At 51.9% G+C, this 24,845-nt stretch carries 22 protein-coding genes and 1 pseudogene; 13 read left to right on the forward strand and 10 right to left on the reverse strand.

Annotated features, from left to right (window positions below; genetic code table 11):
- Positions 1-4: 4 nt before the first annotated feature.
- The 7 genes from DHN43_RS25270 to DHN43_RS25300 form a co-directional block, all read right to left on the reverse strand.
- Complete coding sequence (locus DHN43_RS25270; protein WP_063291493.1) at positions 5-1,249, reverse strand: MFS transporter; 1,245 nt, start codon at positions 1,247-1,249, stop codon at positions 5-7.
- Between the two features lie 107 nt (positions 1,250-1,356).
- Positions 1,357-2,142 carry an enoyl-CoA hydratase-related protein gene (locus DHN43_RS25275; RefSeq protein ID WP_108820496.1) on the reverse strand — a complete coding sequence of 262 codons (786 nt, stop codon included), beginning with the start codon at positions 2,140-2,142 and terminating at the stop codon, positions 1,357-1,359.
- A complete protein-coding gene (locus DHN43_RS25280) occupies positions 2,139-3,002 on the reverse strand; it encodes a hydroxymethylglutaryl-CoA lyase (RefSeq protein WP_108820497.1) in 864 nt (287 codons plus the stop codon). Before DHN43_RS25280 ends, DHN43_RS25275 begins: the two co-directional genes overlap by 4 nt.
- A 6-nt stretch (positions 3,003-3,008) precedes the next feature.
- Positions 3,009-4,640, reverse strand: a complete 1,632-nt coding sequence (locus DHN43_RS25285; protein ID WP_108820498.1) for an acyl-CoA synthetase — start codon at positions 4,638-4,640, stop codon at positions 3,009-3,011.
- A gap of 3 nt (positions 4,641-4,643) precedes the next feature.
- On the reverse strand, positions 4,644-6,632 hold the full coding sequence (locus DHN43_RS25290) for an acetyl/propionyl/methylcrotonyl-CoA carboxylase subunit alpha (protein ID WP_108820499.1): 1,989 nt from the start codon (positions 6,630-6,632) through the stop codon (positions 4,644-4,646).
- Between the two features lie 10 nt (positions 6,633-6,642).
- Positions 6,643-8,250, reverse strand: a complete 1,608-nt coding sequence (locus DHN43_RS25295) for a carboxyl transferase domain-containing protein (protein ID WP_063290447.1) — start codon at positions 8,248-8,250, stop codon at positions 6,643-6,645.
- On the reverse strand, positions 8,250-9,398 hold the full coding sequence (locus DHN43_RS25300) for an isovaleryl-CoA dehydrogenase (protein ID WP_193757840.1): 1,149 nt from the start codon (positions 9,396-9,398) through the stop codon (positions 8,250-8,252). The genes DHN43_RS25295 and DHN43_RS25300 overlap by 1 nt, the downstream gene beginning before the upstream one ends.
- A 248-nt stretch (positions 9,399-9,646) precedes the next feature.
- On the opposite strand from DHN43_RS25300, the gene DHN43_RS25305 reads away from it, so the two are divergent.
- Together DHN43_RS25305 and plsY are read left to right on the forward strand one after the other, a co-directional pair.
- Positions 9,647-10,237, forward strand: a complete 591-nt coding sequence (locus tag DHN43_RS25305; RefSeq protein WP_108820500.1) for a TetR/AcrR family transcriptional regulator — start codon at positions 9,647-9,649, stop codon at positions 10,235-10,237.
- The gene (plsY, locus tag DHN43_RS25310) at positions 10,237-10,872 is read left to right on the forward strand and encodes a glycerol-3-phosphate 1-O-acyltransferase PlsY (RefSeq protein ID WP_208995623.1); all 636 of its coding nucleotides are present in this window, start codon (positions 10,237-10,239) and stop codon (positions 10,870-10,872) included. Before DHN43_RS25305 ends, plsY begins: the two co-directional genes overlap by 1 nt.
- On the opposite strand, the gene DHN43_RS25315 is transcribed toward plsY, so the two are convergent.
- Both DHN43_RS25315 and DHN43_RS25320 read right to left on the reverse strand, forming a co-directional pair.
- Positions 10,869-11,528 carry a hypothetical protein gene (locus DHN43_RS25315; protein ID WP_108820501.1) on the reverse strand — a complete coding sequence of 220 codons (660 nt, stop codon included), beginning with the start codon at positions 11,526-11,528 and terminating at the stop codon, positions 10,869-10,871. The two genes, plsY and DHN43_RS25315, sit on opposite strands and share 4 nt — an antisense overlap.
- A gap of 44 nt (positions 11,529-11,572) precedes the next feature.
- Entirely contained in the window at positions 11,573-12,016 is a 444-nt protein-coding gene (locus DHN43_RS25320; protein WP_108820502.1) for an Lrp/AsnC family transcriptional regulator, read from the reverse strand.
- A 126-nt stretch (positions 12,017-12,142) separates the two neighbouring features.
- Between DHN43_RS25320 and DHN43_RS25325 the strand changes: the two genes are divergently transcribed.
- Positions 12,143-12,994, forward strand: a complete 852-nt coding sequence (locus DHN43_RS25325) for a PhzF family phenazine biosynthesis protein (protein ID WP_108820503.1) — start codon at positions 12,143-12,145, stop codon at positions 12,992-12,994.
- A gap of 77 nt (positions 12,995-13,071) precedes the next feature.
- Here DHN43_RS25325 and DHN43_RS25330 read toward each other — a convergent pair whose 3' ends face one another.
- A complete protein-coding gene (locus DHN43_RS25330) occupies positions 13,072-13,482 on the reverse strand; it encodes an OsmC family protein (protein WP_108820504.1) in 411 nt (136 codons plus the stop codon).
- A 235-nt stretch (positions 13,483-13,717) separates the two neighbouring features.
- Here DHN43_RS25330 and DHN43_RS25335 point away from each other — a divergent pair, with 235 nt between their 5' ends.
- The 10 genes and pseudogenes from DHN43_RS25335 to DHN43_RS27135 all read left to right on the forward strand — a co-directional run bounded on the left by DHN43_RS25335 (position 13,718) and on the right by DHN43_RS27135 (position 24,671).
- Positions 13,718-14,422, forward strand: a complete 705-nt coding sequence (locus tag DHN43_RS25335) for a response regulator transcription factor (protein WP_082827085.1) — start codon at positions 13,718-13,720, stop codon at positions 14,420-14,422.
- Positions 14,412-15,734 carry a sensor histidine kinase gene (locus DHN43_RS25340; RefSeq protein ID WP_208995624.1) on the forward strand — a complete coding sequence of 441 codons (1,323 nt, stop codon included), beginning with the start codon at positions 14,412-14,414 and terminating at the stop codon, positions 15,732-15,734. Before DHN43_RS25335 ends, DHN43_RS25340 begins: the two co-directional genes overlap by 11 nt.
- Positions 15,735-15,920: 186 nt before the next feature.
- Positions 15,921-17,066 (forward strand): helix-turn-helix transcriptional regulator, encoded by a 1,146-nt coding sequence (locus DHN43_RS25345; protein ID WP_063291504.1) that lies wholly within the window; start codon positions 15,921-15,923, stop codon positions 17,064-17,066.
- Positions 17,067-17,127: 61 nt separating this feature from the next.
- A pseudogene (locus tag DHN43_RS25350) lies at positions 17,128-17,289 on the forward strand (helix-turn-helix domain-containing protein); the annotation flags it as partial.
- A gap of 17 nt (positions 17,290-17,306) precedes the next feature.
- Positions 17,307-17,843 (forward strand): adenylate kinase, encoded by a 537-nt coding sequence (locus tag DHN43_RS25355; protein WP_108820505.1) that lies wholly within the window; start codon positions 17,307-17,309, stop codon positions 17,841-17,843.
- Between the two features lie 225 nt (positions 17,844-18,068).
- Positions 18,069-18,452 carry a hypothetical protein gene (locus DHN43_RS25360; RefSeq protein WP_108820506.1) on the forward strand — a complete coding sequence of 128 codons (384 nt, stop codon included), beginning with the start codon at positions 18,069-18,071 and terminating at the stop codon, positions 18,450-18,452.
- A gap of 407 nt (positions 18,453-18,859) precedes the next feature.
- Positions 18,860-22,084 carry a 2Fe-2S iron-sulfur cluster-binding protein gene (locus tag DHN43_RS25365; RefSeq protein ID WP_108820507.1) on the forward strand — a complete coding sequence of 1,075 codons (3,225 nt, stop codon included), beginning with the start codon at positions 18,860-18,862 and terminating at the stop codon, positions 22,082-22,084.
- A gap of 318 nt (positions 22,085-22,402) precedes the next feature.
- The gene (locus DHN43_RS25370) at positions 22,403-23,260 is read left to right on the forward strand and encodes a crotonase/enoyl-CoA hydratase family protein (RefSeq protein ID WP_063304512.1); all 858 of its coding nucleotides are present in this window, start codon (positions 22,403-22,405) and stop codon (positions 23,258-23,260) included.
- Between the two features lie 11 nt (positions 23,261-23,271).
- Positions 23,272-23,886: a TetR/AcrR family transcriptional regulator gene (locus DHN43_RS25375; protein WP_108820508.1), complete on the forward strand. Its 615-nt coding sequence runs from the start codon at positions 23,272-23,274 to the stop codon at positions 23,884-23,886.
- A gap of 533 nt (positions 23,887-24,419) precedes the next feature.
- Positions 24,420-24,671 carry a hypothetical protein gene (locus DHN43_RS27135; protein ID WP_159096986.1) on the forward strand — a complete coding sequence of 84 codons (252 nt, stop codon included), beginning with the start codon at positions 24,420-24,422 and terminating at the stop codon, positions 24,669-24,671.
- Positions 24,672-24,845: the final 174 nt, after the last annotated feature.

The following is a 24,845-nucleotide window of genomic DNA, read 5'->3' on the forward strand; positions in this document are numbered from 1 at the left end:
GTGATCAGCCGCTGATATTGATCTTTCTCAGGCCAACCCAGAAGGGACCAATGGCAAGCAGCATGAATGATGCGGCCAGCAGGAATGGTGCGCCCGGATAGTAAAGCTCTGCACTGTCTGCTGTGAAGCTGGTGAACAGCTGTGTCATCATCAAGGTGGAAAGCACAAGCGTGAGTCCGATGATGCTTGTCAGCGCACCTTGCAGACGGCCCTGCTTGTCTTGTGAGACGTGATGGCTCATCAGGGCGATCATGGCAGGTGGGATCATCGCGCCAAGCGCTGCTGGTGGCAGGAGCAAGATGACTGTGAGTGTGTTTGGTGCAAATGCGAAGCCTAGCAATGCGATTACAGCGAAGAAGAAGCCGTAAAGCACGGTTTTCGCTTCGCCCTTGCGCGGAATAATCCAGCGGATAAGACCGCCTTTGACACTGGAGAAACCAATACCGACGATGGCGAGTGAGAGACCTACTTGAGCTGTGGTCCAGTGGAAGGCTTCAATTGTGTAGTACGGCCAAATTGCCGGATACACGAAGTTTGCCATTTCAAACAGGAAGAGCGCAATGAAGAGCCACACCAGAACAGGGGACTGGGCAATATCCATGGCTGCGCCAACAGGGTTTGCTCTGCGCCAGCGGATAGCCTTTCTCGCCGATTTTGGTAAGGTTTCCGGCATGTAGAACAGGCCGTAAGCGAAGGTCATCGCTATCAGAACTGCGGAGATGTAGAAGGGTACACGAACGCCGAAGAGGGCAAGTGTTCCACCCATAACCGGACCGATGACAAAGCCAAACCCGATTGCCGCGCCAACCATGCCGAAGCGGGTGGCGCGTTTACCATTATGCGATATGTCGGAGACTGCTGCATAAGCGGTGGCGTAAGTTGCGCTGGCAACTCCGGCCAAGAGCCTGCCAATGAACAGAACCCAGAGCGAGCCTGCGAAGGTCATGATCAGGTAGTCGACTGTCAGGACTGCAAGGGAGATCAAGAGGATTGGGCGTCGGCCAAAACGGTCAGATATTGCCCCGACAGCAGGACCGAAAAGGAACTGCATGGCAGCGTAACTTGCTGCGATGTAGCCGCCCCAGAGAGCTGCGTCTGCGATGGTGGTTTGGCTGAGTTCTGCGACCAGTGCCGGGGTCACCGGAATGATCAATCCGGCACCAATCGCGTTCAGCAAAACAGTCCCTGCAATGAAGACAAGGGTGTGAAAGTCCTGTTTTGACCTGATGGATTGTAGTGCCAGCAGCATTCTTTTCTCGTTTTTCGCTAAATGCTATGTAACAAAGCGATCCAGCAAGTAAAGAAAAAACTCAGCATTTGTGCATATGCCGCAGGTCAAAAAAACAGGGTGAAGATCTATTTACGCCACGGCGGTGTTTCTTTAGCAAAGAATGCAGAAATTCCGGCCTGTGCTTCAGTGGTTTCCCATCTGTCCGCTAGGGCATTTGCTGTGTAGTCAATCTGATCTTCTGCAGGCATACGCGCTAAATTCTGACAAAGAGCTTTTGCGTCTGCTACGGCACCCGGTGCGCAATTCAAATAAGCTTCTGCTTCTTTCTGCGTTACTGCGTGCAGGTCCTCTGGTGTTGTCACCAATGAGACGAGACCGAGGTGATGAGCTCTTTGCGCACCAAACGGGCGGGCATTCATGAAGACCTGACGGGCATGACCTTCACCCAGGCGACGTACAACATAAGTGCCGATGGTTGCCGGGATCAGACCGAGGCGGGTTTCAGTCAGAGCAAACTTGGTGTTGTCAGCTGCAACCACCAGATCGCAGACGCTGAGAATGCCAACTCCGCCACCGTAAGCAGGACCGTGAACACGAGCGATCAATGGCTTCTTCATACTGTCGAGGCGTTTGAGCATGCCTGCCAGACGATTGGCTTCCTGCATTTTGCCGATGCGGTCTTTCTCTGCCTGCGCCTGCATCCACTTGAGATCGCCGCCAGCACAGAAGGTTTCGCCGTCCGCTGCCAGAATGATTGCACGGGTCTGCTCGCAGTTGTCCAGCTCTTCAGCTGCTGCAACCAGTTCATCCATCATCTCAGCATTCATTGCATTGTGCTTTTCAGCGCGTGCTAGCAAGAGTGTGGTGATGCCGTTGTCTGCTTTTTCGATGCGAAGGTTCTGATAGGTCATGCTGCCGCCGCCTCTTTGATGGAGAGAATAAACTCTTGCGTTTGTTCCAGCTTCTCAATGTCGAGGCCGGTGTCGTAGTCCAGTAGCTTTGCCATTTTTGCAACGGCCAGTGTGCTGACGTTGCCTTTGGCTCCTGGTGCATACGGACAACCGCCGAGACCGCCGATGGCTGAATCGAACATGCGCAGGCCCATTTTTATGCTGGACATGATGTTAGCCAGAGCCAGGTCTTTGGTGTCGTGGAAATGGCCCGCGAGTTGCTCAGCCGGGATGACGCTCAGGACTGCATCCAGCATTGCTTCCGTGGTTTCCGGAGTGGCTGCGCCAATAGTATCGCCGAGGGAAACCTCATAACAGCCCATCTGCAGCAGGCGTTCTGAGACCATTGCTACGTTTTGGGCTGGTGTCGGGCCATCGTATGGGCACTCAACGATGCAGGAGACGTAACCGCGGACCGGAATGCCGTCAGCTTTTGCAGCTTCCACGATTGGAGTGAAGCGTTCGAAGCTTTCCTCAATCGAGCAGTTGATGTTCTTTTGAGAGAAGCCTTCTGACGCGGACGCGAAGATCGCAACTTCATCTGCGCCAGACGCTTTGGCGCGCTCGTAGCCTTTGATGTTTGGTGTCAGCGCTGTGTAGGCAATGCCGGGTTTGCGCGTGATGCCTGCAAAGACTTCCGCAGCATCTGCCATTTGTGGCACCCATTTGGGTGAAACAAAGCTGGATGTTTCGATCTTCTCAAATCCGCACTCGGAAAGGCGGTTGATCAGTTCGATCTTGTTTGCAGTCGGGATCAGCGTTTTTTCGTTCTGCAGACCGTCGCGTGGGCCCATCTCAAAAATGTTTAGTTTCTTGCTCATCGCTTATCAAACCTCCTCGTCGATAGCGCGGGCACGAAGTTCTCTGCGGATAACCTTTCCGGTTGTTGTCATTGGCAGGGCTTCGACAAATTCCAGTTCACGTGGATATTCATGCGCAGCTAATCGCTGTTTCACAAAATCAGAAAGTTCCTTGGCCAGTTTATCGGATGGCTCAACACCTTCCTTCAGCACAATGTAGGCTTTGACGATCTCAGTGCGCAGCTTGTCTGGCTTGCCGATGACACCTGCCATGGCAACTGTGTCGTGTTTCAGCAAGCAGTCTTCAATCTCGCCGGGGCCGATGCGGTAGCCGGATGAGGTGATGACATCATCATCGCGGCCAACAAACTGGATCCAGCCGTCTTTATCCATCACGCCTTTGTCGCCCGTGATGAGGAAGTCGCCAGAGAATTTCTTTTTCGTGGCTTCCGGATTGTTCCAGTATTGGAGGAACATGACAGGGTTTGGTGCACGAACGCCGATGTTGCCAAGCTGACCAGCTTCGAGAACGGTGCCTTTGTCGTCCACGATCTGCACATCAAAGCCCGGAACAGCTTTGCCGGTGACGCCGGGACGGGTTTCCATCAGTTCTGCGCAGGTGGAGACAACGAGGTTGCACTCGGTCTGGCCGTAGAACTCGCTGATTGCCAGGCCGAACGTGTCTTGACCCCATTGGATCAGCTCTGCGCCAAGTGCTTCGCCGCCACTGCCAAGGGAGCGGAGAGAATAGTTCCAGCGATCCTTCGGGTTCTCTATCTGCCGCATCATTTTCAGCGCGGTTGGCGGGATGAAGGCGTTGCGGATCTTTAGATCCTGCATCAGCTGAAAGGCTGCTTCGCCGCTGAACTTCTTGAAACGGCAAGCAACGACAGGAATGCCGTGATGTAGGCTTGGCAGAAGAACATCGATCAAACCGCCGATCCATGCCCAGTCTGCTGGTGTCCAGAAGCGGTCACCTTCTTTCGGGAACATGTTGTGCGGCATCTCTACGCCGGGCAGGTGACCGAGCAGTGTGCGGTGCGCGTGGAGCGCGCCTTTGGGTTGGCCGGTGGTGCCGGAGGTGTAGATGATAATGGCGGGGTCTTCGGCTTTGGTCTTCACTGGTGTGAAGTCTTCGTTTTGCCCTGCCATTTCAGCATGGAGTGAGCGAGTGCCGAAGTCTGTGCCTTCGATGTTCAGGATCAGTTCGAGCTCTGGCAGGTTGTCGCGGATCTTTGCCAGCTTCTCAGCACCTGCATTGTTGGTGATGAGAGCTTTCGCACCAGAGTTCTCTAGCCGATATTCCAGTGCTTCTTCGCCAAACAAAGAGAAGAGCGGAATGGAGATGCCACCGAGCTTGTGAATTGCGATATGAGAGAAGGCTGTTTCAGGTGCTTGTGGCAGTAGGATGCCGACGCGATCACCGCGGCTGATGCCTTGAGATAGGAGCAGATTGGCCAGCTGGTTACTCAGCTTTTTCAAGTCACCAAACGTGTAGGTGGTTGTCGGCCCGTCTTCTTCAGCGAAGATGAGTGCTTCGCGGGCGGCGTCTTTGTCCGCCCACTTGTCACAGATATCTACGCCAATGTTGAAGAACTCCGGGATGTCCCACTGAAACTTTTCTCGGAGCTCCTCGTAAGATTTCGCAGATGGCAACAACGGTTATTCCTCCTCCTCAAGCGTGAGGAGTATAACGCCTTCTTCCACCTGGTCACCCGCAGATGCCATCACTTCAGCCACAACGCCGTCACGCGGTGCTTTGAGAGAGTGTTCCATCTTCATGGCTTCGGTCACGATCAACGTATCGCCTTCAGAAACCTCGTCACCCGGCTTACAGTTTACAGCACGCACAAGGCCCGGCATTGGCGATGTGATGGCGTTGCCTGAGGCCGCACTGTCATCCTGCTCTGCCAGATGATCCGGCAGATCGAAACGCCATGTGACACCGTCGGAGAACAATGTGAGACTGGTGTCTTCTGCGAAGAAGTCAGCTGAGGTGATTTGACCGGCAAAATCCACGCGCATGTGGTTGTTGTCTACGGAGAGGATCTGCAAATTGAAGGTTTCATCATCAATGGCAATAGTCAGGCTACCATCATGATGGCGGTTTGCTACAACTTCGGTGACTTCATCGCGCCATGACAGATGCGCAATCTGCTGGGCTGCCGTCCAATGGCGCCAACCTGTGAGGCTCACCCACGGATCGTTATGGACCAATGCAGTTTCAGTTGCAAAGCCGAGCTCGATGAGAGCAGCCATAGCGAATGCGTGCTTGGTTGGAGCTGTCGGCTTGGTGAGAGCTTCCAGTTCACGGTCAATAAGGCCGGTGTCCATCTCACCTTTTGCAAAGCCGTCGTGGTTACACAGGCGATGCAGGAAAGTGATGTTGGTGGTGCAACCAACTGCCTGACTCTTTTCCAAGGCCAGAGACATTTTCGCCAGAGCAGCTTCACGGGTTTCGCCATGGCAGATCACCTTTGCGATCATTGGATCGTAGTATGGGGTGATTGTATCGCCTTTGCGTACGCCGCTGTCGATGCGGGCGAACAATTCCGGCAGTTTCAGCTCGTTCAGCGTTCCGGTTGCTGGCAGGAAGCCTACTTCAGCATCCTCAGCGTAGATACGCGCTTCGAATGCATGGCCGAAGATGGTGAGTTCGTCCTGCATCAGAGGCAATTCACCACCCGCAGCGACGGAGAGCTGCCAGTTGACCAGATCCTGACTAGTGATGGCTTCTGTGACTGGATGTTCTACCTGAAGACGTGTGTTCATTTCCATGAACCAGAAGCGGTCAGAACGGAGACCTTCTGAGCCATCAACAATGAACTCAACCGTACCAGCGCCTTCATACCCCACGGCCTGAGCTGCTTTAACGGCAGCATTACCCATGGCGTTGCGCATCTCTTCGGTCATACCGGGGGCTGGAGCTTCTTCGATCACCTTTTGGTGGCGGCGCTGCAAGGAGCAGTCGCGCTCAAACAAGTGAACCGCGTTGCCATGCCCATCACAGAAGACCTGAACCTCGATGTGGCGCGGTGACAAGATGTACTTCTCGATGAGGACGCGTGGGTCACCAAAGCTGGATTGACCTTCGCGCTGAGCGCCTTCCAGAGCTTCAAAGAAGTCTGCGGGATCATCAACGCGGCGCATGCCTTTGCCGCCGCCGCCTGCGCGGGCTTTGATGAGGACCGGATAGCCGATCTTGTCGGATTCAGCTTTAAGGAACTCAGCGTCCTGGTTGCTGCCATGATAACCCGGCACGACTGGAACGCCGGATTCTTCCATGAGATTCTTCGCGGCATCTTTCAGGCCCATAGCGCGGATTGCGTCCGCAGGTGGACCGATGAAGACAAGGCCAGCTGCTTCCACCGCTTCCACGAACTCTGGGTTTTCTGAAAGGAAACCGTAGCCCGGATGGATGGCGTCTGCGCCGCTGGTTTTGGCAGCGTTGAGCAGCTCAGGGATATTGAGGTAGCTCTCTGCCACTGGCGCAGGGCCAAGGCGGTAAGCCTCGTCAGCCATTTGCACGTGACGGGCATCGCGGTCTGCGTCTGAATAGACTGCAACAACCTTGATGCCGAGGGCTTTGGCAGATTTTGCTACACGGCAAGCAATCTCACCACGGTTCGCAATAAGGATTTTCTTGAACATACCGAGCCCCTTACATGCGGAAGACGCCGAAGGGCGTGTCTTCGATTGGTGCGTTGAGGCTTGCTGCGATGGACAGTGCCAGGACGTCACGGGTTTTGCGCGGGTCGACAATGCCGTCATCCCAGAGGCGTGCGGAGGCGTAGAGCGGGTGCCCCTGCTCTTCAAACTGATCAATGATCGGCTGTTTGAAGGTTGCTTCCTCTTCTGCAGACCAAGTGCCGCCTTTACGCTCGATGCCATCCCGGCGCACTGTTGCCAGCACGCCTGCTGCCTGAGGGCCGCCCATGACGGAGATGCGGGAGCTTGGCCATGTCCAGAGCATGCGCGGTGAGTAGGCGCGGCCACACATGCCGTAGTTGCCAGCGCCGAAGGAGCCGCCAATGAGCATGGTGATTTTTGGAACTTTTGCGCATGCCACGGCTGTTACCAGCTTGGCGCCGTCTTTTGCGATGCCGCCTGCTTCATACTTTTGCCCGACCATGAAGCCGGTGATGTTTTGCAGGAAGACCAGCGGGATTTTGCGCTGGCAGCACAGCTCCACAAAGTGGGCGCCTTTGAGGGCTGCTTCGGAGAACAAGATGCCGTTGTTGGCAATGATGCCGACAGGCATGCCGTGGATGTGAGCGAAACCGGTGACAAGGGTGGTGCCATAGCGGGCTTTGAACTCGTCAAAGCGAGAGCCGTCTACCACGCGGGCGATGACTTCGCGCACATCATATGGTGTTTTCAGGTCCGCGGGGACAACGCCGAGGATTTCTTCGGGATCGTAGAGCGGATCTTCCGGCGTTTGCAGCAGGAGCTGGTCTGGCTTGCGACGGTTGAGATTGGACACGGCCTGACGGGCCAGCGCCAACGCATGAGCGTCGTCACGGGCCAAGTGGTCTGCCACACCGGAGAGGCGGGTGTGAACATCCCCACCGCCCAGATCTTCAGCAGAAACCACTTCGCCCGTGGCGGCTTTCACCAGTGGAGGACCGGCGAGGAAAATGGTGCCTTGCTCTTTCACGATGATGGTCTCATCGCACATGGCTGGCACGTATGCGCCGCCAGCGGTACAGGAGCCCATGACCACCGCGATTTGCGGAATGCCCTTTGCGGACATGTTGGCTTGGTTGTAGAAGATGCGGCCAAAGTGTTCTTTGTCCGGGAACACCTCATCCTGCTGAGGCAGGTTAGCGCCGCCGGAATCCACCAAGTAAATGCATGTGAGATTGTTCTCCATGGCAATTTCTTGGGCGCGGAGGTGCTTCTTGACCGTCAGCGGATAATAGGTGCCGCCTTTTACCGTGGCATCGTTGGCCACGATCATACATTCGATGCCGTTGACCCGACCGATGCCGGTGACAATGCCTGCTGAAGGCGAGGCGCCCTCATACATGTTGTGGGCAGCAAACTGACCGACTTCCAGAAACGGAGAGCCCGGGTCGATCAGACGAGCAACGCGCTCACGCGGGAGGATTTTCCCACGAGACACGTGCCGTTCGCGAGGGCCTTCACCCCCACCCAACAGAGCTTGCTGGCTTGCGGTGCGGACCTCATCCATTGCGGCGAGGTGCAGGGTGCGGTTGTTTTTATAGCTTTCCGAACCCGTTGCAGCCTGAGACTTGATGACAGCCATTACTTAGTTTCCTGGAAGAGCTCACGACCAATCAGCATGCGGCGGATTTCTGAGGTGCCTGCGCCGATTTCATAGAGTTTTGCATCACGCAGCAGGCGACCGGTTGGGTACTCGTTGATGTAACCATTGCCGCCGAGGGACTGGATAGCTTCCAGTGCCAGTTTGGTTGCGTTTTCAGCGGAATATAGGATACAGCCAGCGGAATCCTTACGGGTGGTTTCTCCGCGGTCACACGCATTTGCGACGGCGTACACGTAGGAACGGGAGGCGTTCATCAGGGTGTACATGTCTGCGAGTTTACCCTGCATCAGCTGGAATTCACCGATGGCTTTGCCGAACTGTTTGCGCTCGTGGATGTAAGGCACGACGATGTCCATGGCTGCTGCCATGATGCCGAGTGGACCACCGGAAAGGACAACGCGCTCGTAGTCCAGGCCGGACATCAGCACGTTTACACCGCGACCTTCTTCACCAAGGACGTTCTCATATGGGACTTCGCAGTCTTCAAAGACCAGCTCACACGTGTTGGAGCCGCGCATGCCGAGCTTGTCCAGCTTTTGCGCCGTGGAGAAGCCCTTCATACCTTTTTCGATGATGAAAGCTGTCATGCCTTTGGGGCCAGCATCCGGATCAGTCTTTGCGTAGACCACCAAAGTGGAGGCGTCAGGACCGTTTGTGATCCACATTTTGTTGCCGTTGAGCACGTAGCGGTCATTGCGCTTTTCAGCGCGCAGTTTCATGGAAACAACGTCGGAGCCTGCACCGGGCTCGGACATGGCCAGAGAGCCGACATGCTCGCCAGAGCAAAGCTTTGGCAGGTACTTTGCTTTTTGCTCGGCGGTACCGTGGCGGTTGATCTGGTTTACGCAGAGGTTGGAATGCGCGCCGTAGGACAAGCCAACAGATGCGGAGGCGCGGGAGATTTCCTCAACCGCAACAACGTGGGCGAGATAACCCATGCCGGTGCCGCCGTATTCCGGGTCGGCTGTCATGCCAAGCACACCAAGGTCCCCCATCTCTTTCCAGAGATCATTGGGGAACTCGTTGGTTTCATCGATCTCAGCGGCGCGCGGCGCTAGCTTGTCTTGTGCCCAACGGCGAATGGTTTCGCGCAGAGCGTCAATATCTTCACCAAGACCAAAATTCATTACAGCGTCAAACACGGCGCTTCCTCCTGCTACCGAAGCTCTGCGATCCACGCTCTTTATCGAGCTTCCCAGTGGATCGTAAATTAATTAAACGAACGTTCGTTTGATTAATAGCAGGGGCTCAGCTACTATGCAATAACCCTTAGGGCGCATTTCCTGTTGCGTATTCTTTCCCGAAAACTGCTAGGCATCGCTCGGGCATGCACTGAAACATTGCGTTTCCTGATTGAATGGAAAAGGTTTAGACCGTGGCACGAACCAAAGGCTCCGTTGGCGCAGATACCAAAACTGCGATTTACGCAGCAGCGAAAAAGCTGATTGAAGCCAAGGGCTTTGAGGCGATGACGCTTCGCCAGCTTGCTGCGGAGGTGGGCGTGCAGCCGGGGTCTGTCTATCGCTATGTTGAGAGCAAGGACGAGCTGCTTCAGGCGCTGATGAACCAGCATATGATCAGCCTGATTGAGAACTGGGAGAAGCTGGAAGGCAAGGGCGATGATCCCGTTTCCCGTCTCAAGGCGTTTGTTGCGTTCCACATTCGCTACCACATTGAGCGCCGCGCAGATGTTGTGATTGCGAATCTGGAATTGCGTTCACTTGGTGAGGACTATCGTGCTGACGTGGTGACCAAGCGCAGTCAGTACGAGGCCAATCTGCGGAGCATCCTTGCTGATGGTGTGCAGGCGGGTGCGTTTCCCGCTGTGGATTTGGAAGTTGCCGCCTTTGCCATCATCGCCATGCTGACCGGCGTTTGCTTCTGGTATCGCCCCGATGGACGCCTTAGTATCGATGAGATTATCGAGGTGCACCAGAAGATGGTGCTGCGGGGCGTTGTGGGCTAGTGGCTATTCTTGTGATTGATCTGATTAAGCTTTTTGCAGCTCTTGGAGCCGGCTATCTGCTGGGTAGTATCAGTACGGCAGTGCTGGTTGGGAAGATGTACGGCAAGGACATACGGGAGTATGGCAGTAAATCTGCCGGGCTCACCAATACACTGCGCGTACTTGGCAAACCTGCTGCGCTGCTTGTTCTTGTCGGAGATATCCTGAAAGGCGTTGCTGCTTGTCTGGTTGGCCTTTATCTGGGTGTTTATGCAGGTTCAGGCGTGGCGATAGACAGTGTGAGCATGCTGCTTGCCGGGGCAGGTGCCATTGTTGGTCACAACTGGCCAGTCTTCTTCGGTTTCAGAGGCGGCAAAGGCGTGCTGACTGCAGCTGCCGTGCTTTTCATGCTGGATTCGATTATAGCACTAAGCTGCCTAGGCTCTTTCGTGGTTATTGTTGCCCTGACCCGTTTTGTCTCTCTGGGCTCGATCTGCGCGGCGCTGCTGTTCGTCGCGCTTTCCTTTATCCCGATGTTTGGTCACACGATCTACTTCCAGATCTTCGCGATGGTGGTAGCGTTTATGGTCGTTGCCAAGCACCGCGCCAACATCGGCAGACTGCTCTCCGGTACTGAGAATAAGCTGCGTTTCTAGCCGTCTTCTTCTTTCTGTAAATTTTGAATGCAGTGTAGAAAGCTAGATGATTTTTTTATTTCTTCGACAGAGTACTTCGGAATGTCATGTTTGATGAAGCAGTCCACCTCGCCCCAAGTCCTAAATGTTACCTCATAGGCGTATATATCAATAAAGCTATTTAGAAGCTCACGACTCTCTGTACTTGAGCTTTTTGTATCAAACAAAAGCTCTCTTAAGTGAAACGCCCGGTAGACATCTTTTCTCTCCTCGGAGATCTTGAATGCCTCGTCTGATAATGCTGCTAGGGCCAAACTTCGTAAAACGTTTAAGTCTTTCATACGCTCAGGTGTATCTACGGGTTTTGCTTTCTTCATAAGGTATACTCTGGAGAAATAGTAGAATTGGTATCCATCACCTACATTTATATCGAATTGGTTTGATGGAGGTGGCTGGAGACCAAGGCCGAGGATATACAGAAGGCCAAATGCATCGCATGGGTTGTCACTCATCGAGCGGCGTTCTTTTTCTTCGAGATATCTTTCCATGTCCACTTCAAGTAAGGTGCTGAGTTTGATGCACTTATCCTTACTCAATGGGCTCGAAACGGATGCAGCATTGGCTTGGTAGTTTGCAGCAAAAAGTAAAATTATGAATGATGCAAAATAGCTTTTCATTCGAATACCTTGTGCTGAGTTTCATCAATTGGTTAAAGCGGCGCTCATCGTAGTGGTACCATCCTGTTCTTAATCGGAGAAGCCTTCACAATTGAGGTGTTGGTCATTGCTTTTTCGTGGAGGGGGTCGAGCAGGTCGTCTAGTTCGATGACGTCTTTTAGGTAGATGCGGGTGACGAAGCAGTCTTCTCCGGTGACCTTGTCGCAGGAGGTGAAGCGGGGCTCGTTGAGGATGAGTTGCTCTACGACGTGCAGATTGCCGGGGCTTGGCTGGATGCGAACGATTGCTTCCAGACTATAGCCGAGTGCCTTTGGGTTTATCTCCACCGTAAAGCCTGTGATGATGCCGTCCTGCTCCAGCTTGCGGACACGCTCTGTGGTGCTGGGGGCGGAGAGGCCGATGCGGCTGGCCAGTTCACTGATAGAGATTCTGCCGTCTCGCTCCAGGATCTCAAGGATTTTACAGGCAGTTTCATCCAGCTGTTTCATTTCTTCAGGTGCTTTCGTCTGATCGCTTTATATTATGAGGGCAGAAAATGTAATTTGCCTTTCTTTTTCTATATCGCATAGAGCTGTTGCTGGTTATTTTTTCAATCCTGACGATTGGAGGTTCTTATGCAGACAGATCTTTTAGCGCTTCAACATATCTCGGCGTTTTCTCATGGAGAGGAAGGTGGCAATCCTGCTGGCGTGCTGGTGGGGGATGTGATGCTTCCTGATGCGCAGATGCAGTCTATCGCGGCTGATCTCGGCTATTCTGAAACTGTGTTTGCGGTGCCTCTGGCCAACGAAGAAGGGTATCGTGTGCGGTACTTCTCTCCAGAGAATGAAGTGCCATTTTGCGGGCACGCAACGATTGCGCTGGGCGCGGTTCTGGCTCAGCAGCATGGCCGGAAAGTCCATCGCCTTGCGTTGAATGAAACTGTGATTTCAGTGGAGAGCTGGCAGGAGAACGGGCAGTTGCAGGCAGCTCTGCAATCTCCGCAGACCAAGAGCGCCGCATTGGAAAATGACGTGAAAGTCCAGCTGCTTGATCTGCTTGGTTTGAGTGAAGGCGATCTGGATCTTCGCATTCCACCTGCGCGTATTCATGGTGGTGCGGATCATCTGGTGCTGGCATTGACTGATAGAGCCAAGTTGGCGGGCATGGCTTATGATCTGGAAGCCATGAAGCAGTTTATGCTTGGGCAGGGTCTTGTGACCATCATGCTGGTTCATGTGCGTGGGCCACAAGAGTTTGATGTGCGCAATGCGTTTGCGTCAGCTGGCGTGTTTGAAGACCCGGCCACGGGTGCTGCTGCGGCGGCGTTTTCTGGTTACCTGCGGGATATTGGCTGGGCACATGCTGGTGAAATCCGGATTGTGCAGGGAGAAGACATGGGAGCGAAGTCACTCATTTCGGCAGAAATTCCTGCTGAGGCCGGTAGCTCCATTCGCATTTCTGGCAGTGCGCGGCGGATGATCTAACGCGTTCTCTTGGTATGGTGGAACGTTTAGCCCGAGGCACAGTCTGCCTTGGGCTTTTTACTGCGGCGAAGGCTTCCTTAGACGAGTGAGAGATAGATTTCTGCGTTTAGTGTGTTGGAAACCGTACATATCTCTTTGGCGGCTTTGATCAGGATCTCTGCTTTTTCGCGGTTCTCAAATTCAGGGAGAGCAAATTCCAAGTGGAAGCTGCCAAAGCGGTGAGGCAGCGTGGATGCTTTTTCAGCCTTTACGGTGATGTAGACATTTCCGAGTGAGACTTTCTGTTGTTTGGCTACCATCTCCAAAGAGATTGCCATGCAGGACCCAAGGGCAGACATGATCAAGTCTGAAGGGGCAGAGAACTCATCGGAGTCTCCGTAGCCTGCCGAGTATTGATGACCGAACTCATTGGTCACCCAGAACTGTCCATACTCATGCGAGGCGACCGTCAGCGGGCCATAAGACTTGGGTTTCATTTTTATCGGCATACTAATGTCTCAAGAGTTCTCGGAGTTTGCAGTTGGTCTGGCATGTATACGAGTAACTCGCGGCTTACGTAAATATGCAGCATGGGTGAAAAATACAGCAGCGTTCACTCGTTGGTTATTGGGCTTGCTCTACAGGAATATGTTGTAAACCCAATGTGGGTGGGTGTGAGGCACATGCTGCTACAGTATGGATGTGTTCAATTGGCAGAATTGATTGGCGAGTTTGGCAGGTAAAATGATGGCAACGAATGAGACTGAAAACCTGCTTGCGCTGCTGGTTGAAGATGACCTGGATTTGGCTGGAACGATTGCTGATGTGTTGAAAATCCACGGTATCAGTTGCGATCACGCTTACAATGGTGAGGCGGGTCTCGAGTTTGCACGGCAGGGATATTTTGACGTTATCATTCTTGATCTGACATTGCCTAAGATGGATGGTCTTACAGTTTGTGAAACGCTGCGCCGGGAAGGTATTGATCGCCCAGTTCTGATGCTGACTGCGCGTGATGAACTTTCTGACAAGTTGGCTGGATTTGAAGCCGGGACGGATGACTATCTGGTCAAACCCTTTGCCTTTGAGGAACTGGTTGTGAGGCTGCGAGCGCTTTCTGGACGGCGAAGCGCGAAAGCGAAGCTGTTTGAGGTTGCTGATCTGCAGGTGGATTTTGCCCGAAATATTGCAAAGCGTGGAGATCGTGTTCTGCGCCTTTCTCCGACGGCCTGGAAGATCCTGGGTATTTTGAGCAAACATAGCCCAGCTTCGGTGAGCCGAGAACAATTGGAGCGTGGATTGTGGGGTGATGAACCTCCGGAGAGCAACAGCCTTAATGTGCACTTGTACAAACTGCGTCAGCAAATCCAACGCCCTGCCGAATCTGAAATTATCTGCCGAGATGCAAACGGGGGTTATAGCCTGAGGGAGAAAGTGGATGGTGAGTAAGAAAGCAGCCAGAGTGCGCGGACGCAGCATATTTCGTGAACTTGGTATCGCTTTCTTTCTGGGCGTTATTCTGCTGTTGCTGGTCTACACGTTTTTACTGCCAATCTTCTTTGTAGCTGGCTCAGATGAGAGCATCATCTACCTACTTGAGGATCTGGGCGAAAGTTACGAGGAGGCCGTAAAGGCAAATCCTGAAGCTCCGCTGCCAGAGACATACCTTATTCAGAGTGCCTTTTCGCTTGAAGCGTTGCCTGCTGAAATGTCTCGTCGTTTCAAAGAGGAGCCATTGGAGCCGCTGGAGCTGTACTACGATGATGAAGATCGAGGCTGTGATGCTGAGGGAAACTGCAAGGAGACCTATTATCTCTATCTGTACATCTATCCGCTGGAAGATGGCCGCAACCTTTACATCACGCTTGAGAGCACAGAAGAATATCTGGAGGGCTCCGAAGAGGATCAGGTGGTCCTTCTTGCCTTTGCAATTGTAGGGATCGTCAATCTACTCGCCACCTTTGTGAGTGCGCGCATTTTATCTAAGCGGTTGATCCGGCCGATCCAGAATCTGGAAAATTGGGCGCAGTCATTGAATGCTGAGAATGTGGGTGAGACACCGCCCAACTTCAGGTTCCGCGAATTGAATAATCTCGCTGTGAAGCTCACATACACTGTGTCCCGTATTTCTGAATTTGTTGAACGTGAACAGACTTTCCTGCGCTATGCGAGCCATGAGTTGCGGACGCCGATTACGGTGATTGCCGGCAATATTGCGCTGCTGAAGAGCCAGGAAAGTGGTTCTGAGGATACTGTGCCCGTGGAGCGTATTCAGCGGGCTAATTTGAACATGCGCATCATTGTAGAGACTTTGCTTTGGCTGGGCAGGGAAAGCTCTGCACCGCCGCGAGTTGAGAAGCTCGTGCCAGCAAAGCTAATTGTAGGGTGCATTGAAGAACTGTCTTATCTGAAGGGCAATAAACCGCTCACGGAAGTGCTGGACTTGAGTGAGGATGAGGCCGAGCTGCCTAAAGCACCTTTGCTGATCTTGTTTGGCAATCTGATCCGTAACGCGTTTCAACATGCCCAAAAGGGTGAGATCAAAATTAGTTATCAAAATGGGGTCTTTGAGATTGAAAACCCCGTTTCAGCTGGCACCAAAGCGGATGCTACCTCTGTTTATGAGGAAAGCTTTGGCTTCGGCCTTTCACTTTGCGAACGCATAGCAAGACGGATGGGCTGGGATTTTACTCTTGAAGAACAACAGGATGCCATCATCACACGTCTGGTTTTGAGACCTACTGATACTGGTAGAGAGTAGTTTCAATTATTTGTATTTGTCATGAATAACTGAGATTCCCCATGATATTACAAGGGTATTTCTAGTTTGAATCTTCCATTTATGGCGGTTCAAAGAAAATATTCTTCAATTTTATTGATATCTGAAAATTTTACTATTTAATTTACGTAGAGACAGAAGGGGTGTTTCTCCGATTCGGGTGGGGTGATGCAAAGCATACACGATGAAATGGTCCAGCGGCTTTATGCCAATATCGCTCTTGGTGAGGATATTGGGCAGGCTTTTGAGCCTATGGCATCGTCCTTTCGTGAAACCATGCTCTGTTACAAGATCGTCTCGCTCAGCTCGCTTGAATATCATCACATGACTTTCCTCAATACAAAAGAGGACATGGAAGCAAAAATACTTGCTGCGGGCCAGAGCAATCCATTGCCCCGATTTGCTAAATTTGCCCCATTGAATGCCTTGATTCATACCGAGGATTTCATCAGCCAAGATGAAATTCGGGATACTGATTTCTTTGATCTGGTCTTCAGCGATTATGGAGTGTTTGATCGTGTTCGCGGCTTTATGATCCACCGTCAGGGGATGGATGCGGCCATGGTTTCTGTAGCAGTGCAATCTGATTTTGATGGTCCTGATGCAATGCAGCTTGAGAAAACTCTTGAAACTGTCAGACCTCATTTTCAAAATGCGTTTTCGGTTGCGTTGCATCTTGAGCAAAGACGCGGTTTGACTGACGCCTACTCCTTCTGGCTGGATCGTATTCCAAGTGCGGCGTTTATTTTGGATCAAGGGCATCACGTTGCTTTTGCCAACAAGCAGGCAGAGGTGTTTTTCAGTTCCAGCCAGAGCTTCTTTATTGATCGTCGTGGAGAGATTTCCTCACGCCATAATGAGCATCGAAAGTTGTTTGAGGATGCGATTTTACGGTGTCGGACGTCTGGCAAGCCTCTGGGGCCACTGGTCCTGAATGGTGAGGCGGCGCCCAATCCGTTCTTTGTTGTGATGCCTATCAATGTGCTTTCAGAGACGCCTGCTTATCTGGCGCCCTTTGTACGCGGGCCGCAGCCACTCCTTTGCATGATAATGGATCCGGGTGACCAGCCCTTGGCGGAGTTGGACAACCTTCAACGTTATTTTGGGGTGTCCAAACGTGAGGCTGAGTTGCTTCAGTATCTGGTTCGTGGGGCATCTGTGGGTGAGACCTCTCACGCTCTGGAGATCAGCTACAACACTGCACGCAATCATATGGCGCGAATTGCCGACAAGGTTTCTGTAAATTCTCAAAGTGAGTTGGTTCGACTTGCGAGTGACCTGGCTGCAAGGGTGCCGCGACAGAACGTGAGATAACAGTTCCTGAGGATTTGAATGGTGTTCAGATGTAGTACTTCCTGAACAGTGTCTTGTTGTTGACTTGTCTATGCGGGAGACAGCTGACAAAATGCATATCAGCTACAATACTGCGCGCAATCATATGGCACGAATAACGGAAAAGGCTGGCTTTGGGTCTCAAAGTGAGCTTGTTCGCATTGCCAGTGATCTTGCTGCGCGAGTTCCATCCTCATTGTCATAGCAATAAAGGTTCTTGCATTGCATAAACGTATTTATGTCTTTGGAGCTTCATGCGCAGGTTTAACCACGCTTGGCCATCGACTTGCTCATGCTCTGTCAGTTCCTCATGTGGATTCTGATGATTACTTTTGGGAGCAAACAGAACGACCCTTCTCAGTAAAACGGCCTGAAGAAGAGCGTGTTGCTCTCATGAAACCAGCGATGGGCGAAGGTGGTTGGGTTTTGAGTGGAGCTTGTGAGGGCTGGGCGAAGGAGCTTGTCTCTCAAAGCACGCTTGTTGTTTTCATCAGTGTACCGCAAGACGAGCGCTTGCAGCGATTGAAAAAACGAGAAATGGAACGTTTTGGGGATCGTATTCTTGAAGGTGGCGACATGTTTGAGACGCACGAGGCTTTCTTTCAGTGGGCATCGCAGTATGAGCAACCCGACTTTTCTGGCAGGAGCCGGCACAGGCATGAAGCCTGGCTGAAAGAATGCAAAATGCCTGTATTGCGTCTTGATGGAAGATTAGAGCGTGATGATCTGGTTGCAAAAGTACTGCAAATACCTGCATGAGCATTGCATAATCAATAGTTTATGGGCTTTTGTAGATAAAAATAGATTTTATATTCTAAAATGTCACCGCGATTATTTGAGTGAATGTAGATTTACGTAAAGGACAGGTGTGAAATTAAAGAGTAGATCTACTTGTGTGTTCAATATGAATATTACATGTGTTTGATTGTGCTTTGTCGATTCTCTAGTTTATATAATTTTGATTTAAATTTTTGGAGAATTGCGATGAAATACATTTGTGTCTTCCTGTTTGTGGTGTTCTCATTCAGCGCAAATGCTGAGTTGATCAGGTCTCAGGTTGCGGCAAACCGTACTGCAAAACTTAACGTTTATAGCTATTACGTTCCTGAAACATGCAGCTCTGCGACCTTACCAAAAGTCTCTTTTGTTAAGAAGCCGGAGCATGGTGTCGTTCGTTTTGTGCAGTCCCGATCTGCACTGCCAAAGACAGCCGGCAAATGTGCGGGTAAACAGACGAACGATCTGATCATGTACTATTCGCCGGATAAAGACTTTCGAGGCACAGATAAGGTCGTGACCAAATTTCGGATGTATTCGGCAGGACGTGTCATATCTGGCGGGAACACATATGAGATCGAAATTAAGTAACAGTCCGTCTTACTGTAGCATGAGCAACCGTTCGGTTTATCATTACCGAGCGGTTTTTTTTGGGTTTCAGCCGTCGTTATGACGGCGTACGGGGATGAATTTCATTGAGGCTGATTTGTCTGTCTGAAGGGTTTAAGGCTGCTGGCAGTATCTCCTCATATTATGGGTTTTTTGAGTGAAAAACTCAATTGTGATCATCTTGATGGCAATTATATTGTCGGCTGGCTGCGCATTTTCTTTCAAGTCGTAGTGATGAAGGCGCTTAATGTTGACATGAGCTCAGCAATGCCTAAGAGTTAATTGATGAATTTTCGTAGTGGTTTGGTCAGGGAGGACTGAGCGACTGCAAGAACTAATAAGCCGGGACATAATAGTATCGCCAAACTAGCCGGCCGGGGGAGAGTAATATGCGTCTGTTTTCCTACAAAAACAGAAAGGTTCATCTTGGACCATATCCTTCTGAACGATTGAAGCGGACGCATGAGGCAGTTGATCTGAGGCGTGTGCCCGAGGTGATGCCAACGGTTTTCTCACAGGCCGGTAATCCAGAGATCCTGAGCAACTCGATGGCATCCTTCAGCGCGATCATGGATGCGATCCGTGATGGGGCACACAACGCCAAGCTCTCAGAGATCCCGGATGATCCGCAGGAGAGAGCTAATCACCTCAAAGCTGCTGGGTACTTCTTCGATGCCACGATGATGGGTACTTGTGATCTGGTTCCTGATCATTTTCTTGAGCGATCACTGCGCAATCCTGATCTGGATAAGCTCGCAAAAGATCTTCAGACCTTTCAGCCCAAGACTCTGGCAGCTGGCATCGACGTGACCATGGCTGATGTCCGCGACAGTGCCGCATCCACCCCGGGAGCTGTGACACATCATGGCTCTGCGCTGGTGGTGCTGATGGAGCATCCGCGTGAGCCGAGAGCTGATGAGCCCGGTGGCGACTGGATTGTGGGTACCTGTGAGCAACGTTCTGCTATTCGTGCAGCTGAAGTGGCTGTGGTTCTGGCCAACTATCTGCGCCTGTTGGGTGTTGAGGCGCGTGCGCATACCACGAGCAGTGCTGATGTGGATCTGAACCGACTGGCGGTTTCTGCCGGATTGGTGGAAGTGCTTGAAGAAGACGGTGAAACGGTTGTCTCCAATCCATATGTTGGCCGCGAGTTTACACTGGCAGCTGTGACAACCACGCTTGAGCTAACATCAGATCAGCCGCTTGCACCACGGAAACTATCGGATATCTGGAGTTCTCACGGCCCTGCATGGCAGCTGGGCATGGGGACATTCAAGAATGCCTTCAATCGCAAACCGTTTGAGAACCGCGATTACCACTTGGGGGCGTTCCCGTTTGAGAAGATCAAGCGGGTAGACGAGACAACGACCTTTATCGATGAGCCGCGCGTGCCGCGTGTCCCCAAACGGACGGACATGTTTGCGCGTGCTCTTTTTGGTGACATGGGCAAGCCCCTTCAGGAAGCTGCTAAAAATGGGGGGTATCTCGCCAAAAACCCGATGGGGTACTGCGCCCGCCGTGCGCTTGCCGCGCTGATCTTGCTGCAAGATGGTGAGACCGCCTCTGAAGTTTCGCCGAGTGCGGTAGACCCGGATAAAAACGCGGCCAACGTAAAGTCGGCACTCTATTTCCTTGGTGCTGATGCAGTTGGCCTATCCCGCTGCCCAGATCACGCCTACTATTCTCACGATGCACGCGGTGAGCCAATTACGCCTTACCATAAAAACGCGATCTCCATTCTGGTGGATCAAGGGCATGAGACGATGGAGGGCGCAAGCGGGGATGATTGGATCTCCGGTGCACAGTCGATGCGAGCGTATCTGCGAACCTCCATTATTGGGGGGATCGTTGCTGAGCAAATCCGCCGCCTGGGGTATCCGGCCCGCTGTCATTCTGTCGTTGATGGTGAAGTTCTTCAGCCACCGCTGTTACTGCTTTCTGGCCTTGGTGAAGTGAGCCGTATTGGCGAGGTTATTCTGAACCCTTACCTTGGCCCGCGCTTAAAGTCCGGCGTGGTGACGACGGATATGCCGTTCACCTACGACAAGCCAATTGATTTTGGCCTACAACGCTTTTGCGAAAGCTGCAATAAATGTGCGCGTGAGTGTCCATCTGGGGCGATCACAGCTGGGCCGAAACGTATGTTCAATGGCTACGAGATCTGGAAGTCAGACTCTGAGAAGTGCGCGCGTTACCGTGTGTCCCAGCCAGCGGGATCCTTGTGTGGTCGCTGCATGAAAACATGTCCGTGGAATCTTGAAGGATTGTTCAGCGAAGCTCCGTTCCGCTGGACAGCAATGAAGATGCCATCTTCTGCCAAAGTTCTTGCCAAGCTGGATGACAAGCTTGGCAACGGATCCATAAACCCTGTCAAAAAGTGGTGGTGGGATCTGGTTGCGAGCGGTGATGGTAATTATGTGATCGCTGAAGGGACCAATGAGCGCGAGTTGCAGCTCGACCTTGATCTTAAATATGAAGATCAGACGCTGGCGGTGTATCCAGCCAATCTTGCGCCGCATCCATGGCCATTTCCGTTCATGATGGACCGGGAAGCTGGGATCAAGGCCTATCAGGGTATGATTTCAGCTGAAGAATACAAAGCCCGCCTTGCTGCTGGGTCGAATGACCTGGCTCCTGTTTATGAGGTCAGTGCGAGTTCGTCTCCGGTCTTAGCAGTTCGCCTGTCTAAGGTGGATGTGGAAGCGGAAGGTGTATCCCGCTACGAGTTTATGCTGGACGACGGCTCGCCGTTGCCTGTGTTTGAAGCCGGAGCGCATATTGATGTTGTTGTGGCTCCTGAGTTTTTGCGCCAGTACTCACTGGCGGGCGATCCGGCAGACAGCAGTAAATACGTGATTGGTGTTTTGGAAGAAAAAGAGGGGCGCGGCGGTTCAGCGCTCATGCACCGGATCTTCGATGAAAGACGCCGGGTTTTCATCTCCAAGCCGATCAATCATTTTCCGTTGCATGAAGATGCAAAGAAAACCCTACTCTTTGGTGGTGGAATTGGCGTGACACCAATGATTGCAATGGCGCATCGTTTGCATGTGCTTGGGAAGCCTTTTGAGTTGCACTACTGTTTCCGTCATCGCCACAAGGCTGGGTTCATCGATGAAATTCAGCGAGCACCTTGGGCGGATAAGGCTTTCATTCATTGTTCTAGTGAAGGAACGCGGGCAGATCTGAGTACAATTCTGGCTGACTTTGAAGACGGCTATCATGTTTACACGTGTGGTCCGGATGTCTTTATGGATGGAGTGCTGGAGACTGCTGCTGCTCAAGGCTGGTCTGAGGAGAGCTTGCATAAAGAGTATTTCTCGGTTCCAGATCAGGGTGATTATGTCAACACAAGCTTTTTTGTAAAACTGGCGTCAACGGGTGAGCGTATTGAGATCCCGGAGGACAAGAGCGTAGCTGATGTCCTGAATGAGAAGGGAATTTCCGTGCCAACCAAATGCTCGGATGGCATCTGCGGGGTCTGCACGGCCAAATATCAAGGTGCCGAAGTGGAGCATCGTGATTTCGTGCTGAGTGGGAAAGAAAAAGAAGACACTCTGGTTCTGTGCTGTTCCCGGGCGAAGAATGAGGGCGTCGAGCTTCGACTTGAGCTCTAGACGAATTTTTCATGATGTGGTTTTGACGTTTTGAGGTGGGAGCTGTTGTTTCCGCCTCTTATAACTTTCTAGTGCTCTCCTGTAGCTAAGTTAGAATGCGCGCTGTTTGTCGAGATTTCTGAATTGGCGAGAGCATGTATTCATCTAGATCAGTGGATTACGCCCTTATTGCTATTGGCCGTAATGCTCAACCGAACTTAGAGCAACTTTAAGGGCTGAAAATTCCAGAGGTTGATTGGGCTGCTGGATTCTCCCATTGGCCAATTCCCTCAAATATAACGGTGTTATATTTTTATTGAGTCGTTATGGGAGGGAACTATGACTAAGGTACTTTATGAAAAAGATGGCCGTATCGCACGCATTACACTGAACAGGCCTGAGGTGATGAATGCTATTGATATGGATATTCCGCAAGAGCTGGCGGCTTGTGTGGCACGGGCGAACTCAGATGACGGTGTTCATGTCATTGTGCTTGGCGGTAATGGGCCTGCGTTTTGTGCGGGATATGACCTGACGGCTTATGCTGAAACGGAGGGAAGTAATCCGGGTGTTCAGGAAATGCCTTGGGATCCTATGAAGGATTATGCCTTCATGAAACAAAACACAGATCTATTTATGTCGTTGTGGCGCAGTTATCGGCCTGTCATTGCAAAAGTGCATGGCCATGCCGTTGCAGGTGGTTCCGACATTGCATTGTGTTCTGACATGATTGTTATGGCAGAGGATGCGCATATTGGTTACATGCCGGTCCGAGTGTGGGGATGTCCTACAACTGCAATGTGGGTTTATCGGCTTGGCCCGGAACGTGCAAAACGCATGCTGTTGACTGGCGACAAAATTGATGGTCGAGAGGCAGAGCGAATTGGTCTGATCCATAAAGCTGTGCCCTTAGATCAAATTGATGAGGAAGTTGAAAAGCTTGCTGAGCGGATGGCTGGTATTCCGGTGAACCAGCTGATGATGCAAAAACTCATGATCAACCAGGCGATTGAGTCCATGGGGCTTTACCAGACGCAAATGATAGCGACGCTCTTTGATGGTATTACGCGCCATAGCCCTGAAGGCATGAATTTTAAACAGCGGGCGGAAGACGTGTCTTGGAAACAGGCTGTTCGCGAGCGTGATCAGGGCACATTTGATTGGACCGCTAATCGCCCGATTAATGCGCCTCTTTAATGTGAGAAACGATGCCTGATTTACATGATCAAGAAAGCACCAAGGTTGATGCCCGCCAAATGCGGGCAGATCACCTGAGAAGGGCACGCCGGTCGCTCATTGTGAATGCTGCACGTGATGTTTTCACAAAAGAAGGTCTCGACGGGGCTTCGATGCGCTCCATTGCCCGAACGGCCGGATGTACGACCGGTGCGATCTACCCTTATTTTCATAGCAAAGAAGAGCTTTACTGTGCTGTTTTACAAGAAGCGCTAGAGCAGCTGCATATCAACGTTACCGAGGCCATTGAAACCTGCTTGTCTATAGAAGAGAAGGCTCAGGCTGGTGTACTTGCATTCTTTGATTTCTATAATGAACGCCCGGATGATCTTGCTTTGGGTTTGTATGTGTTCAGTGGATTGAAGCGGGTTGGATTGGGGCGTGAGCTTGATGGTGTTCTTAACGTGCAAGTTAGTAGGGTGATTGCATTGATTGAGGGGTGCGCTCGTGCTGGAGGACGGTCTCCCGAATGGCCGGCTGGTGCGATTGCACATTGCATGGGGTTGTTAGTGATGGAGCATACTGGCCGATTGTCTCACTGGGACTATGACGGGCGCTACCTGTTGGAGCAATTTTTACTTCGATGATTGGCCCTTGCCTCCTTTCTAGATGAAAGCCGGATGGTGCATTCCAGCTTGGCGAAATGTAAATTAGCCTACAGCAGAGCGCGATCTACTTAATAAGTTCATTATTCAATTGTCAAAGAACTCGGATTTTACTGATAGTCGGGTTGTCTATGTTGGTTTTGATAGTGCAGCTTGTTTTGATCTCGGTCTATTCCCGTAATGTTCTCCTTGAGTCTTTGTTGGTGGTGATTGGGTTGCTATTTGGAATTGGTTTGATTTGAAGGCTTGAGGTGGTTTGAGTTTGGCCGTCTGCTTCGGGGTGCTAATGTCGTTTGTGCTTGTCGCATGTTGGACAGGAGTATTTGCGGTGAAGTGTAGGGCTGATGCGAACGCGCTTTTGTCGTGGTGCGTGCAGTTTCCGGCTAAAGCTGCACTTTCTTGTCGTGATGGATGCGGTGCCGGATTGAATTGAACGTTCTCTTGGACCTGGGGTTGCTGAGTTAAATGAGCTGCAGTGCTTTTGCTGACTTGATTTAAAGTGCTGGCTTTGTGGTTTGTCCGATGCCGATGCCGATGCCGATGCCGATGCCGATGCCGATGCCGATGCCGATGCCGGTGTTGTCGTATTGAGTGCGGGGATATGTTTTTCTGGAGCGGGGATAGATGTTGGCAGATGGGGAATAAGTCTGCTGCTGAGCCTTGCTTCTGGTTGCTTCTTTGGACTGACTAGGTGCGAGGTCTTTTGTAGCCTTGCTTCGCCGTTTGACCTGCTGGTTTTACATAGCAACGTAACATTGCAGGTTTGAACGCAAAAAAACGCAAAGCCTCTCAAATCTGGCGTTGTGGCGTTTTTAGGCTGCTGAAGGTGGTTTTTGTTGTTGTGCTTCGAGTGTTGGTTTGGCTTTTGGGCTCACGGCTCACGGCTCACGGCTCACGGCTCACGGCTCACGGCTCACGGCTCACGGCTCACGGCTCACGGC

The sequence above is a fragment of the Pseudovibrio sp. Alg231-02 genome (genome assembly GCF_900143565.1).
Taxonomy (GTDB): domain Bacteria; phylum Pseudomonadota; class Alphaproteobacteria; order Rhizobiales; family Stappiaceae; genus Pseudovibrio.

What these genes read in the sequence shown, in the direction of transcription:
- DHN43_RS25315 (WP_108820501.1), bottom strand. Translation starts at nt 11,528, where the DNA reads ATGAAAAGCTATTTTGCATCATTCATAATTTTACTTTTTGCTGCAAAC.
- DHN43_RS25345 (WP_063291504.1), top strand. Translation starts at nt 15,921, where the DNA reads ATGCAAAGCATACACGATGAAATGGTCCAGCGGCTTTATGCCAATATC.
- DHN43_RS25370 (WP_063304512.1), top strand. Translation starts at nt 22,403, where the DNA reads ATGACTAAGGTACTTTATGAAAAAGATGGCCGTATCGCACGCATTACA.
- DHN43_RS25270 (WP_063291493.1), bottom strand. Translation starts at nt 1,249, where the DNA reads ATGCTGCTGGCACTACAATCCATCAGGTCAAAACAGGACTTTCACACC.
- DHN43_RS25360 (WP_108820506.1), top strand. Translation starts at nt 18,069, where the DNA reads ATGAAATACATTTGTGTCTTCCTGTTTGTGGTGTTCTCATTCAGCGCA.
- DHN43_RS25280 (WP_108820497.1), bottom strand. Translation starts at nt 3,002, where the DNA reads ATGAGCAAGAAACTAAACATTTTTGAGATGGGCCCACGCGACGGTCTG.
- DHN43_RS25290 (WP_108820499.1), bottom strand. Translation starts at nt 6,632, where the DNA reads ATGTTCAAGAAAATCCTTATTGCGAACCGTGGTGAGATTGCTTGCCGT.
- DHN43_RS25330 (WP_108820504.1), bottom strand. Translation starts at nt 13,482, where the DNA reads ATGCCGATAAAAATGAAACCCAAGTCTTATGGCCCGCTGACGGTCGCC.
- DHN43_RS25325 (WP_108820503.1), top strand. Translation starts at nt 12,143, where the DNA reads ATGCAGACAGATCTTTTAGCGCTTCAACATATCTCGGCGTTTTCTCAT.
- DHN43_RS25375 (WP_108820508.1), top strand. Translation starts at nt 23,272, where the DNA reads ATGCCTGATTTACATGATCAAGAAAGCACCAAGGTTGATGCCCGCCAA.
- DHN43_RS25320 (WP_108820502.1), bottom strand. Translation starts at nt 12,016, where the DNA reads ATGAAACAGCTGGATGAAACTGCCTGTAAAATCCTTGAGATCCTGGAG.
- DHN43_RS25300 (WP_193757840.1), bottom strand. Translation starts at nt 9,398, where the DNA reads ATGAATTTTGGTCTTGGTGAAGATATTGACGCTCTGCGCGAAACCATT.
- DHN43_RS25335 (WP_082827085.1), top strand. Translation starts at nt 13,718, where the DNA reads ATGATGGCAACGAATGAGACTGAAAACCTGCTTGCGCTGCTGGTTGAA.
- DHN43_RS25365 (WP_108820507.1), top strand. Translation starts at nt 18,860, where the DNA reads ATGCGTCTGTTTTCCTACAAAAACAGAAAGGTTCATCTTGGACCATAT.
- DHN43_RS25275 (WP_108820496.1), bottom strand. Translation starts at nt 2,142, where the DNA reads ATGACCTATCAGAACCTTCGCATCGAAAAAGCAGACAACGGCATCACC.
- DHN43_RS25295 (WP_063290447.1), bottom strand. Translation starts at nt 8,250, where the DNA reads ATGGCTGTCATCAAGTCTCAGGCTGCAACGGGTTCGGAAAGCTATAAA.
- DHN43_RS25340 (WP_208995624.1), top strand. Translation starts at nt 14,412, where the DNA reads ATGGTGAGTAAGAAAGCAGCCAGAGTGCGCGGACGCAGCATATTTCGT.